Raw genomic sequence first — 13173 nt, 5'->3', positions numbered from 1 at the left:
ATGCCGGCACAGCGCAGCTTGCCCTGTGCCGGCGCTTTCTGATTACTCCGGTATCTCAAAACTCGCTTTCGGGCCTTTCAGCGGTTGCTGATTGCGGGCCTGGTCCAGCCAGGTGTCGATCTGCCCATGCAAGGGGTGGGTGACACAGCGTTTCTTGATAAACGCGAGAAACGCACTGGCTTTCTCCCACTGTTGCAGGCCATTGGCCAGTGCCTGGGCGGCCAGTAAATAGGCCGGCGCCAGCTGGTCGCTGTCCGGGAACCGTTTGTGGAAATCCTGTAGTAATCGCAGTGCCGGCTTGAAGTGGCCCCGGTGATACAGCGCGCTGGCACACTGCACAGCCAGTTCCGGATCGTCCAGCTGAAAGCCGGGCTCAGCCGCTTGCAGGGTCTGCATCAGCTGGTTCAGCCCGTCACCGTCATGCCGCTGGGTCAACCACGCCATCAGGCGCGGGTGATACCGGTACAGTTCTGCAGTTGCCTGCCGGGCGGTCAGAATCTGATAGAGCTGCCCGATGCGTTTCGGATTGTCCCGGTCTTTCTTGAGGGACTCGATCAGCATGCTCTGAACCCGGTCGTAGTTGCCGTCTTTCAGATTCATGTCCAGGTCGGCATCAAATCGGGTGCTGCGATCCCGGTTCTGTTGGTCTGCATCGCTGTCTTCCCCCTGAACGTCCGAGGCAAAGCCCAGCTCTTCCTGATACTGGAACAGCAGGTAACCCAGCATATGGAACAGAATCAGGGTAAACGTACTGTTGAGGAAGCCCGCCAGGGGCTGTGCCACCCACATCGGAAAGTGATCAACGGCAAAGTCCTGGGCCGCTCCGGACGCCAGGGTGAGCAGAATCAGGTAGCCATACAGCAGGAAGTAGGGGGTACCGATGCGGGAAATCATTACCGCCAGATTCATCGGGTTAACCGCCGCACCTACCGATCGCTCCATCGCCAGCACCATGATGCTGGCGGGCAGCGCCAGGATCACAAACGCCAGGGCCAGCAGCATCAGAATCGGCCCGCCGACCATTGCCGCGGCAGCGACCAGGCCGCCCATCAGCACGAACACCAGAAACTGCAGAATGACGATGTCAAAACCGCTGCCAGTGAACGCAACCGACACCGGTGGCGGTTTCAGATGGCCTTCTGCGGTGTGGCTGATCACGGCATAGGTGTATTTGAACAGCGCCAGCGCGAGCACCAGCCAGATGATCAGACCAACAATGTTTGCCGGTGCAACGATGGGCACCAGAGTGCAGATAGCGATTACCATCAGTGGATCAGTATGGAACGGGTAACGGAAGAACGCGCCGATACGGTGCCAGAAGGGCACCACCTCGGTTGCCGCCCCGAGATACCTCATGGCCTTGCTGCAGCGAGGGCACAGGGCGCGGCGCTGGCGGGTGTCTGCATCGGGCATGCAGCGGTTGCAATAGTGCATCTGGCACTCACCACAGTGCCACTTGGCCGGGTCGCCCGGGTGGTAATGACAATCGTGCTTCACGGCAGGTCCTGATCCGTCAGAAAACAGCTGCTAATCATGACAGAACTGGCCTCGGGCCGCAGCTGATCTGTTCACACATCCCTACCGTGAACACGAGAAACATCCGTTAAGTGAAAGTACGAACCAGCTGTGTTGTCTGTGATCTGCAACAATTCAGGTTCGTAATTACCAGATCCAATGCATCCTGATAGTGCAACCCACCAGACAATTCCCGCGCGATAAACCCAAGAGAGTGATTCCAATGACAACCGTTGTTAGCGTCAGCGATCTAACCCGAGAGCAAACTCTGGTCACCGACCGGCAAATGCTGCTCATATTGCTGGCCCACGTGCCTGTGGTCGGCTTGCTGGTGCCCGTTGGTTATGGCACTCACGCTTTCGCACTTGTGGCGTCAATGCTTGTGGGAGGCTTGGCAGCTGGAGGTTACTTCCTGTTGCGGGGAAGTCGCGCCAGTTCGAGTTTTTTTGCAGTCTGTTTGATGTTGTTCTCAGCCATCATGATTCAGGCCCAGATGGGGCGAATCGAAATGCATTTTCACATTTTCTCGGCGCTTGCCCTGACGATTATTTACCGGGACTGGCTGCCTGTGGTGGTTGCAGCGGTCACGATCGCCTTACATCACCTGTTGTTCACGGCACTTCAACATGCCGGCACGCAGATAGGCTCGATGCCGCTGATGATATACGACCACGGGCATGGCTGGGACACCGCCATGGTCCATGCCGCCTTTGTGGTTTTCGAGGCCTGTATCCTTGTGTTCTTTGCGGTGCAAATGAAGCAGGAGCGCAATCAGGCGTTCCGTATGATGTCGATTGTCCAGTCGTTTGACCAGGAGCATGATCTTTCCGGTCGTTTGCCCACTGATGGCCGCAGTGTCAGCGCAAAATCCTTCAACGACATGATGGAGAAGTCCTGCGAGCTGATCCGGCAGATGCGCGGTTTCTCTGATGAGCTTCAGCGCAATACAGCGCAACTGGTTCAAGCTAGTGAAAGCACCCGTCAGTATGTCGAGGAGCAACAGCAGCAGGCTGATCAGGTGGCCACGGCGACCAATCAGATGTCTGCCAGTGTGCAGGAAGTGGCCCATAACGCCCAGTTGGCTTCCGAAGCTGCTACTGATGCGGCAGGTTCTGCCTCGGCTGGTAGTCAGGCTATGGCCAGTGCCCGCACCATGACAGACGCCACCAACAACACTCTCGAAGACAGTGCCCGCATGGTGGCTCAGTTGGCGGAAAAGGTGGAATCGATTGCCCGGGTAACGGGCTCGATACACGACATTTCAGACCAGACCAATCTTCTGGCGCTGAACGCGGCAATCGAAGCCGCCAGGGCCGGCGAGCACGGTCGGGGTTTTGCCGTGGTCGCCGATGAGGTGCGGTCGCTGTCGCGCCGTACCCAGGAATTCACCGATGAAATCCGCACCACAGTCGATGAACTGAAAGACCTTTCGGAAGCGACCACCGCCGCCATGGAGATGGGGCAGACCCGGTCAACCGAGTCGAATCGGGCTATTCAGGAAGCCGCCGAAGCCATTAGCCGCATTGAGCGAGCGATAGACGCCGTCAGCAGCATGAACAACCAGATCGCCCCCGCCTGCGAACAGCAGGCCGCGACCTCGCTGCAGATCAACGAGAACATCCGTACCGTAGCTACCCGAACCACCGATGTGGCAAAAGAGGCTGAGCGGGTACAGGGCTTGGCGGGCGAGATTGATACCAGAGTGGCATATGTTGATGCGCTGGTTGCGCAGTATCGGCTGCCTTGACCGAGTTTCCGGTTGGATCTTTCGCCTCGGAAGCATCCTGAAAATTGATCTTGGTCCTAAAGGTGCGCCTTAGTGTGCCGTTATCCTAGGCACGTATGAAATGTTTCCAAGCTTGCTAAGCATATCCCTATGACGATAAGAGCATACCAATGCTGTTAACTGAGAAAAAAGTAAAACAATTAATAGAGTCGATGTTGTCACATGGCGTCCCTGCGCAATACCCATCATGGGCAAAGCCTTTGGCAGAGTACCTGACTGAAGCAAATTCCCAAAACTTGGCGGTTGCTAACGGGGCGGTAGATGTCTCCCGCCACATATCCGACCTTGGTCAGGGTGCCCTGGAGTTTGATGAACGCATTCATAATCTGGTAGCCAACATACAGGCACTTTCGGCTGCCATTGAGGAAATGTCTGCCAGCGCGACGGAAGTGGGTGGCCTCGGGCAAGATGTCCTCGAGCAAGCGTCGCGGGTCAATGAATACACTGAAGAGTCAATTGCAGCCCTTGATGAAATGGAAGCGAGGCTGGCGGAAGTGGACATTGCTCTGACCCAGGCGAATGAAGAGATGCGGTCGCTGGCGGAGCGGACACGCAGCATCGAGTCTTTAACGAACACGGTCAATGAAATATCAGATCAGACAAACCTCCTGGCGCTCAATGCTGCTATTGAGGCGGCTCGTGCAGGGGAAGCGGGGCGAGGATTTGCGGTGGTTGCCGATGAGGTTCGTCAGCTGGCAGCCCGCAGTTCGGGGGCTGCTCAGGAAATTAATGGGATCGTTTCACAGATTATTTCGGGCTCAGAAACAGTGCAGTCGCGGTTGGGTAATTCGGTGCGAGCAGTGCAAGCTTCCGGCGAGAGTCGGGGGCGGGTGGCGGAAGTCATTCACAAATCGCGTGAATCTTCGAATATCAACTACGACCAGGCAACATCCATCGCCGCAGCGGCTGAAGAGCAAAGCCAGGTCGCCCAGGATATGGCGAGGCAGGTCAGTTCTAACTCGGAAGACTCGGACGCACTGGCGGCTATTTTCCGGGACCTGATGCAGTCCATAGGTCCGTTGCGGCAGGACACAGACACCATCTTCGGCCGCTTGCAGTTATCTACTCCTTGTCTTGTCTTGGCCAGTGCTAAGCGAGATCATGTTGTTTGGGTGGATAAGCTGATCCGTTTCGCGGTGTTTGCGGAGAATACCATTACCGAAGCCGAGGTGAAGGACCACACCCAGTGTCGTTTGGGGACTTTCCTTGCCAGTGAGCAGGCAAAACCGATGCACCAATTACGAAATGCGCAAAGGTTGATTGACGAAATGCATCCGCAAGTACACAGAGCGGGGCGGGAACTTTACAAGGCGGCCAGCGATTATCACGCGCAACGAATGACCACGGAGAAATACGCACAATTATCGAGAGATTTGGTTCAAACTCTGAGGGCGTCATCAGCGGAAGTGCTGGCATTGCTCGACGGGATGATCTCGGAAGTGCTGGAACGTGGTGATATGGGCTGCTAAGCAGCCCCTTCCCGCCATTGGTCGCGGACCTCCAGTATCGCCGGCAGGCAGCGGAAGAAGGCCTCAATCAGTTGTGGGTCAAAATGCTGGCCGCTTTGCTCGCGAATCAGGTCGGTCGCCCGGTCAATGGGCCAGGCTTTTTTGTAAGGGCGTTCACTGGTCAGGGCATCGAATACATCGGCGAGTGCTACAATTCTGGCAGAGATAGGAATGGCATCTCCTTTCAACTCTCTTGGGTAGCCGCTTCCGTCCCACTTCTCGTGGTGATTAAGAGCAACTTCCCGTGCCATGTTAAGCAGGTCTGAGCCATCCTCACCAATTATCTCTGCACCGATTTCTGCATGGCGCTGCATAATGGCCCACTCGTCTGGGTCCAGCTTTCCCGGTTTCTGGAGGATCGCATCCGGAATACCGATTTTCCCGACATCGTGCATGGGGGCAGCGTTCAGCAGAGTGTCTGACCAAGCCTCGCCCATACCGGCTTCGAGGGCAATCAGCCGTGAGAAATGGCTCATGCGGATAACGTGGAGCCCGGTTTCATTGTCTTTATATTCTGCCGCCCGGCCCAGACGCTGTACCACGGTCAGCCGGGTTTCAACCAGTTCGTCCACTCTGACCAGGGACAGATGGTTTTTTACACGGGCGCGGACAATCGATGGGCTTACCGGCTTACTGATGTAGTCCACGGCACCCAGCTCAAAACCCTTTGCTTCATCGTCAGCCTCGGCCAGGGCCGTGACGAAAATTACTGGGATGTTGCGGGTTGCCGGGTTGGCCTTGATGGTCTGGCAAACCTGGTGGCCAGTCATGCCCGGCATCATCACATCCAGCAGTACTAGATCCGGCTTCTCTGTTGAGGCCAGTTCCAGTGCTCGCTCACCGTCCTTGGCAAACAGCAACCGATAGTCATCGGAAAGTATGTTTCTGAGTACCTGCAAGTTGGCCGGCTCGTCATCCACGATCAGCAGAGTGCGGGTGTCTGTGATCATTGTTTTTCCTCCTGAGTCTGGCAATAGCGTTTCAGCAGCTCCGCAGCCCTCTCTGGTTCGAAGTCGTTCATGGCATGGGTGACGGCGGTTGCCAATGATCCGGGCATTTGTGGTTTCAAACTCGCAAACAGCCGGTCAGGCAGTTCGCCGTGTTGTAAAAGTTCAATGATTTCCGCCAGGGCTTCGGGGGTCGGTTTTTCGGCGGTGACGGATGCCGTCAGCGGGTCGCAGGCTTGAGCGCTCTCTTGGTTCTCCAGCCACTGGTGGACTTCGGCATACTGTTGGTCCAAACGCTGCCACAGGCTGTCGGCGATGGAATGACCAGCGGAAAACGCAGACTCCAGTCCCCCAAGGATGCTTGCCAGTGGTTTCAGTCCGAGATTGCCGGCAACACCTCGAAGGCGATGGGCCAGAGCTGCTGCATCTGCCAGTTTGGCTTGTTGGCGAAGCCGGAGCGGCTGGTTGTCGTCGGATTGCAGGAAGTGGGCGACAGCCTTTTGGTGGGTGATCGCATTCGGCCAGAGTTGAGAGACCACGCTGTCATCCACAACGCCAATGTACGTTGTATCGCGCTGATTGACAGCTCCATAAGCTTCCATCCCCATGACGCGGGCAATCTCTCTGGTTAACTCGGGCAGGTCAATGGGTTTGATGGCAAACCCGTCCATACCCGCCTTCAGGGCCTCTCGGCGGTCGTCTTCCAGTACGCTGGCCGTCAGGGCAATCACGGGTGTGTAATGGCGGTGTTCAGCGGCCTCGTGCTCTCGGATCGCTTGCGTGGCCTGGTGACCGTTCATCTCAGGCATCTGGACATCCATCAGGATCAGGTCAAAGGCCTGATGACAATACCGTTCGACCGCCTCGCGACCATTGCAGGCAGTGGTCACCGTGTGTTTGCGTTGGCTCAGCAGAGTTGAGAGCAGCTCGAGGTTCTGGGGCACGTCATCTACGATCAGAATCCTGATCGGTGGTAACTCGGTCTCGAGATCGGAGCTCTGTGCGTCAGCGACGGGCTGGCCAGTGAAGAGGGGAAGACTGACTCTGAAAGTAGAACCCTGCCCGGGGGCGCTCGTCACCGCAATATGACCACCCATCAACTCCACCAGTTGCCGGGAGATGGTGGTCCCAAGGCCGGTACCGCCGAAGCGTCGGGTCATACTGGAATCAGCCTGGGTAAACGGCTCGAAGATCTTGTTGATCCGGTCGGCTGAGATGCCGATGCCGGTATCCTCGATCAGGATGATGACTTTTTCTTGATCGGGCTGTTGAATACGAAGTGTGACACCACCCGTCTGGGTGAATTTGACGGCATTATTCACCAAGTTAAGCACGACTTGCTGGATGCGCAGTGGGTCACCTTTGAAATGTTCTTTGGCTTGGTAATCCAGTTTCAGATACAGACCTTTGCGCCCGGCATTCAGGGACTGGGTAGCAATGATTTGCTCGCACAGTGCCCGAAGGCTGAAATCCCGATGCTCCAGTTCAGTATGGCCGCCGTCCAGTTTGGCGGTATCCAGAATATCGTTAAGCAGGTTAAGCAGGGACTGGGCAGAGGTTTTCACGACCCCCAGTTGTCGGGCCTGGGATTCATCAAGGGACGTATCCAGCACCAGATCGGTGAAACCAATAATCGCATTCATCGGGGTGCGAATTTCGTGGCTCATGTTGGCCAGGAATGCACTTTTGGCGGCTGCAGCCTGCTCTGCCAGTTCCTTGGCTTCACGAAGTTCCATTTCCATATGGTGTCGTTCACTGATATCCAGGAGGATTCCATCGATCAGAAGCTCTCCACTGTCTTCATCTGTCACCGGAGTAGCAATCTCCGCTACCTGACGCTGGCTGCCATCCCTGTGTTTCAGCTGATATTCAATGGTAAAAGGACTCTTGTTCCTAACGGCGTCCTCCATGATGGTTTGATTTTGCTCGCCGTTTTTGTCGATGACCAGGGATGCCAGCGAAATGCGGCCACTGGTGAAATCCGCCGGTTGCCAGCCTGTCAGGGAGGTGATCGCTTCACTCAGGAAAATAGCGCTCCATTGATCGTCCCAGCGGCAACGGAAGGTGGCCCCCGGTATATTGCTCATCAGAGTGCGTAGCTGATCTTTCTGTTTTCTGAGCGCAGCCTCCATGGCCTTGGATTCACTGATGTCAGTGATCACACCAACAAAACTGCTGATGCCACCGAGGCGTGATTCACCGATGGAGAGGCGGACGGGGATGCTGTGGCCATCTTTGTGCCGGGCGGTAACTTCTCGCCCGGCACCAATGATCTTTGCATCTCCTGTTCTCAGGTACTGGCGCAAGTAGCTGTCGTGCGCACTGCGGTGAGGCTCTGGCATGAGCATGTTGACATTGAGCCCCACAACCTCGACTTCACGGTAGCCGAAGATGCGTTCCGCCGATCGGTTGAAAGACTGGATGATTCCGCGCCCAGAGATCTTGATAATGCCGTCGACGGCAGTATCGAACATGGCTTGAAGTTCACTTGCCATCTCCTGGCTGCGACTCATCAGTGACCGGTAACGGGCCACGGCATTGACACCGGCAGCCATCAGGCTGAGGCTGACGGTGATGAAAGCGATGGTCAGGGCAAGAATAGTGTGGCGGTTACTGCCCGGCAGGAAATTCGCGTCTGGCAGGCCAATAAATCGGGCAGCCTCCATGGCAGTGTAGTGCATGCCGGCGATGGCCAGCCCCATGACCGTTCCAGCCAGCAGCCTGCGCCTGTAACCGCGCATTCGGGTTCTCTGCTTTAATCCAAAACTGATCCACAACGCGAGTGTGCCCAGCAATATGGCAACGACAATCGACAGCACGAACAACGCTGGATCGTAGCGCAGTGATGGCCCTATCTCCATGGCCGCCATGCCCAGATAGTGCATGGTGCCGATGCCTGCACCGACCACCACACCACCACCGAGCAGCCTTGACGTAGTAATGTCTTGCTTTGATAAAAGGCTGAGTGCAACCCAGGATGCAAACAGGCTTGGGACAGCGGAAAGCATGGTGATCACGGGGTGGTAGTGCACCTGATTGGGCATTTCGAATGCCAGCATGCCGATGAAGTGCATTGACCAGACGCCAAGCCCCAGTGAGACGGAACCGCTCAACAGGTGCAGGCGTTGCATGGAATGAGTTCGGCTGCGTTTTGCTGCTGCGGCCAGAGTTAGCGCCATATAGGAGGCGCCAGCGGCGATCACCAGCGAAAGGATAACCAGCCCAAGATCATATTGGCCCTTGACTCGGATACGCCGATGGAGAGCGTCACCTGTCCCGCTTCGGCAAAGTCGCATGCTTCCATGAGCGAGCGAATGTTTTCGGCAATTTCCATGGCTTTTGCATGATCACAGAAAGGCAGCAGCACAATAAACTCTTCTCCACCCCAGCGGATGCATTTGTCTGTTTTGCGCGTCTGGTCCATAAGAATATCGGCAACGGCCCTTATGATTTCATCGCCCCGAGGGTGGCCATAAGTATCGTTCACGATTTTGAAATCATCGATATCGGTCATCAGGATGCAGAACGACGCGTTTTTCTCCTGAGCCTGAATCAGTGCAACATCCAGCTCGATCTCACCGGCCCGCCGGTTGAGTAACCCTGTGAGTGAATCGTGGGAAGCCTGCTCCCGGAGCTTCAGTTCCTCAAAGACCCGGTCTGTCATGTCTTTGATAATACTTATGAAGTGGGAAATCTCGCCGGTAGAATTCTTGACCGGTGTGATCGTTTGCTGGCAGTGAATCTCATGCCCGTTCTTATGACGGTTAACGATCATGGCCCGGAACGGCAACCCCTCGCTCAGGTGTCTCCATAGGCCCTTGTAAAAGGTGTTGTCGTGTTTGCCGGACTTCAGCACCGAGGGCTTTTGCCCACCACCTCATTGGGGTTGTAGCCGGTGATGATCTCAAAACCTTGATTGGCAAACTCAATCACGCCATCGGCGTTGGCGATGAATATGCCGTCGTAGGCCGCATCAATGGCCTTGGCAAACAGGTTGCCGGTGGACTGTTCGGCATGCAGTTGGGTGATGTCTTTCTGGGTAGAGATAAAGTAGCGCAGTTCGCCCGATGCACCAAAAATGGGTGAGATCGTCCATTCCACCAGGTAGGGGCGGCCATTTTTCCGGTAATTGATGGTGGAGCCGTTGAAGGAGCCATTCTTCTGTAACGCGGCAGTCATTCGGTCGATCACACTTTGCTCGGTGAGCGGCCCCTGAAGCATCCGGGGATTCTCTCCCAGAAGTTCGTCCAGCGAGTAACCGGTCATGTTACAGAACGCCGGGTTGGCGTAGATGATCCGACGATCCGGCCCGGTTACCAGAATGGAGTTGAACGACATCTCGGCCGAAGCACGCAGCAGCAACAGGGAATCTTCACTGGAAAGTCCGGGTAACGACAACGAGGTGTCCGGGTTCAAAGGCGTTCCTGCAAGGGTTTGATTTATTGTGGTTGGAGCCTGGCCAGCTTTGTCTAAACACCGGTTGCTGTCAACGCGTGGAAGTCCCTATTCTGCGCGCCGGGTAGCGGTATTCATCCCGGGAATAGCGAAGATTCATCGGTGTTGAGTTGAAGTATGTACATTCGATGCGATAGTTAGTGTAGATCACACCAAGAGGAGGCTCCGCATGTCGAACACCTCGCTGAGTAAAGACAGCCTGAATACCCTCTCCACCCTGAGTGCGGCTGGCAAGACCTATCACTATTACAGCCTGCCCAAGGCCGCCGATACCGTCGGCGACCTGAACCGCCTTCCGTTCTCCCTGAAAGTCCTGATGGAGAACCTGCTGCGTAACGAAGACGACACCACGGTAGATCGCTCCCATATCGATGCCATGGTGCAGTGGCTGAAAGACCGAAGTTCCGACACCGAGATTCAGTTCCGCCCGGCCCGGGTATTGATGCAGGATTTCACCGGCGTACCCGGCGTGGTGGACCTGGCGGCGATGCGCGAGGCGGTGAAACAGGCTGGCAAAGACCCGGCCCTGATCAACCCGCTGTCACCGGTGGACCTGGTGATTGACCATTCGGTCATGGTCGACAAGTACGGCAACCCCTCTGCCTTCAAGGACAACGTCGCCATTGAGATGGAGCGCAACCAGGAGCGTTACGAATTCCTGCGTTGGGGCCAGCAGGCCTTTGACAACTTCCGGGTGGTGCCGCCCGGCACCGGTATCTGCCACCAGGTGAATCTGGAGTATCTGGGTAAAACCGTGTGGCAAAAAGACGTGGACGGCAAAACCATTGCCTACCCGGACACCCTGGTGGGCACCGACTCCCACACCACCATGATCAACGGCCTGGGCATTCTTGGCTGGGGCGTGGGTGGTATTGAGGCGGAAGCGGCCATGCTGGGCCAGCCTGTGTCGATGCTGATTCCTGAAGTTGTGGGTTTCAAGATCACCGGCAAGCTGCGCGAGGGTATCACCGCCACCGACCTGGTGCTGACCGTGGTGGAAATGCTGCGCAAAAAAGGTGTCGTAGGCAAGTTCGTGGAATTCTACGGCGACGGTCTGAAAGACATGCCGGTAGCGGACCGGGCCACCATTGCCAACATGGCGCCGGAGTACGGCGCCACCTGCGGTTTCTTTCCGGTGGATGACCAGACCATCACCTACATGCGCCTGACCGGCCGGGATGAACAACTGCTGGAGCTGGTAGAAAGCTATGCCAAGGCCCAGGGCCTGTGGCGGGAACCGGGCCACGAGCCGATCTACACAGACACCCTGGAACTGGACATGGGCGAGGTGGAAGCCAGCCTGGCGGGCCCGAAACGGCCCCAGGACCGGGTGGCACTGAAAAACATGAAAGCCTCCTTCGAGCTGTTGATGGAAACCGCCGAAGGCCCGGCTAAAGCCCAAGAAAGTAAGCTGGAATCGGAAGGCGGCCAGACCGCCGTGGGTGTGGATAACAGCTACGAACACCCGGCCAGCCAACCGTTGGACATGAACGGCGAGAAAACCCGGCTTGACCCTGGCGCTGTGGTGATTGCCGCCATTACCTCCTGCACCAATACCTCCAACCCCAGCGTGATGATGGCCGCCGGCCTGATTGCCAAGAAAGCGGTGGAGAGGGGCCTGAAAACCAAGCCCTGGGTGAAAACCTCCCTGGCGCCGGGCTCCAAGGTGGTGACGGACTACCTGAAAGTGGCCGGCTTGCAGGACGACCTGAATCAACTGGGTTTCAACCTGGTGGGCTATGGCTGCACCACCTGCATCGGCAACTCCGGCCCGCTGCCGGATGCCGTGGAACAGGCCATCAATGAAGGTGACCTCACGGTAGCCTCGGTACTGTCCGGCAACCGCAACTTCGAAGGTCGAGTGCATCCGCTGGTGAAAACCAACTGGCTGGCGTCGCCGCCCCTGGTGGTGGCCTATGCCCTGGCCGGCAACGTGCGGCTGGATCTGACCAAGGACCCGCTAGGAACCGACAAAGACGGCAAGCCGGTGTACCTGAACGATCTCTGGCCCAGCCAGGCTGAGATTGCCGAAGCCGTCGAAAAGGTTAAAACCGATATGTTCCGCAAGGAATACGGTGAGGTGTTTGAAGGTGATGATATCTGGAAGTCCATCAAGGTGCCCGAGAGCAAGGTGTATGAGTGGAGCGACAAGTCCACCTACATCCAGCATCCACCGTTCTTTGAGGGGCTGCGTGAACAACCGGATGCCATCGACGATATCAAGGACGCCAACATCCTGGCCCTGCTGGGGGATTCGGTGACCACCGACCATATTTCCCCGGCCGGCTCGTTCAAGGCCGACACCCCTGCCGGCAAATACCTGCAGGAACACGGGGTGGAGCCGAAAGACTTCAACTCCTACGGCTCACGCCGGGGTAACCACGAAGTGATGATGCGCGGCACCTTCGCCAACGTGCGTATCCGTAACGAGATGCTCGACGGCGTGGAAGGCGGGTACACCAAATTCGTGCCCACCGGTGAGCAGATGGCCATCTACGATGCCGCCATGAAGTACCAGGAGCAGGGCACGCCGCTGGTGGTCATCGCCGGCAAGGAATATGGCACCGGCTCCAGCCGGGACTGGGCCGCCAAGGGCACTCGCTTGCTGGGTGTACGAGCCGTGGTGGCGGAATCCTACGAACGTATCCACCGCTCCAACCTGATCGGTATGGGCGTGATGCCCCTGCAGTTCCCGGAGGGTAGCGATCGCAAGAGCCTGAAACTGACGGGTGAGGAAACCATCAGCATCGAGGGGCTGTCTGGCGAGATCAAGCCGGGCCAGACCCTGACCATGACGGTGACCTACAAGGATGGATCAACACAAACCTGTGAGCTGAAATCACGGATTGATACCGCCAACGAGGCGGTGTATTTCCAGCATGGTGGCATTTTGCACTATGTGGTTAGGGAGATGCTGAAAAACGCCTGAGATACAGGTGCTAAGGCAGGAGGCTGGGGCTCT

Annotated in this window: 6 protein-coding genes and 1 pseudogene; 3 read left to right on the top strand and 4 right to left on the bottom strand. The window is 56.8% G+C overall.

The window, feature by feature from the left end:
• Positions 1-42: 42 nt before the first annotated feature.
• Complete coding sequence (locus ACTZWX_RS10210; RefSeq protein ID WP_342631363.1) at positions 43-1497, bottom strand: hypothetical protein; 1455 nt, start codon at positions 1495-1497, stop codon at positions 43-45.
• A 241-nt stretch (positions 1498-1738) separates the two neighbouring features.
• Between ACTZWX_RS10210 and ACTZWX_RS10205 the strand changes: the two genes are divergently transcribed.
• Both ACTZWX_RS10205 and ACTZWX_RS10200 read left to right on the top strand, forming a co-directional pair.
• Positions 1739-3262 carry a methyl-accepting chemotaxis protein gene (locus ACTZWX_RS10205; RefSeq protein ID WP_444713827.1) on the top strand — a complete coding sequence of 508 codons (1524 nt, stop codon included), beginning with the start codon at positions 1739-1741 and terminating at the stop codon, positions 3260-3262.
• A 149-nt stretch (positions 3263-3411) separates the two neighbouring features.
• A complete protein-coding gene (locus ACTZWX_RS10200; protein ID WP_342631361.1) occupies positions 3412-4770 on the top strand; it encodes a methyl-accepting chemotaxis protein in 1359 nt (452 codons plus the stop codon).
• On the opposite strand, the gene ACTZWX_RS10195 is transcribed toward ACTZWX_RS10200, so the two are convergent.
• The 3 genes and pseudogenes from ACTZWX_RS10195 to ACTZWX_RS10185 all read right to left on the bottom strand — a co-directional run.
• The gene (locus ACTZWX_RS10195) at positions 4767-5759 is read right to left on the bottom strand and encodes a response regulator (RefSeq protein WP_342631360.1); all 993 of its coding nucleotides are present in this window, start codon (positions 5757-5759) and stop codon (positions 4767-4769) included. The two genes, ACTZWX_RS10200 and ACTZWX_RS10195, sit on opposite strands and share 4 nt — an antisense overlap.
• Positions 5756-9052, bottom strand: coding sequence for an MHYT domain-containing protein (locus ACTZWX_RS10190; RefSeq protein ID WP_444713860.1), 3297 nt, complete (start codon positions 9050-9052; stop codon positions 5756-5758). Before ACTZWX_RS10190 ends, ACTZWX_RS10195 begins: the two co-directional genes overlap by 4 nt.
• A pseudogene (locus ACTZWX_RS10185) lies at positions 8959-10118 on the bottom strand (PAS domain-containing protein); the annotation flags it as partial. The pseudogene ACTZWX_RS10185 and the gene ACTZWX_RS10190, both read right to left, overlap by 94 nt.
• Before the next feature lie 262 nt (positions 10119-10380).
• Here ACTZWX_RS10185 and acnA point away from each other — a divergent pair.
• Entirely contained in the window at positions 10381-13140 is a 2760-nt protein-coding gene (gene acnA / locus ACTZWX_RS10180) for an aconitate hydratase AcnA (RefSeq protein WP_444713826.1), read from the top strand.
• Positions 13141-13173 lie beyond the last annotated feature (33 nt).

This window comes from Marinobacter sp. NSM (genome assembly GCF_052380025.1).
In the GTDB taxonomy this organism is placed as follows: domain Bacteria; phylum Pseudomonadota; class Gammaproteobacteria; order Pseudomonadales; family Oleiphilaceae; genus Marinobacter.
This window is presented reverse-complemented; position numbering and strand designations above follow the sequence as displayed.

Bases quoted from the DNA above. Each gene is read 5' to 3' on its own strand.
- acnA (WP_444713826.1), top strand. From the start codon at position 10,381: ATGTCGAACACCTCGCTGAGTAAAGACAGCCTGAATACCCTCTCCACC.
- ACTZWX_RS10200 (WP_342631361.1), top strand. From the start codon at position 3,412: ATGCTGTTAACTGAGAAAAAAGTAAAACAATTAATAGAGTCGATGTTG.
- ACTZWX_RS10195 (WP_342631360.1), bottom strand. From the start codon at position 5,759: ATGATCACAGACACCCGCACTCTGCTGATCGTGGATGACGAGCCGGCC.
- ACTZWX_RS10190 (WP_444713860.1), bottom strand. From the start codon at position 9,052: ATGCGACTTTGCCGAAGCGGGACAGGTGACGCTCTCCATCGGCGTATC.
- ACTZWX_RS10205 (WP_444713827.1), top strand. From the start codon at position 1,739: ATGACAACCGTTGTTAGCGTCAGCGATCTAACCCGAGAGCAAACTCTG.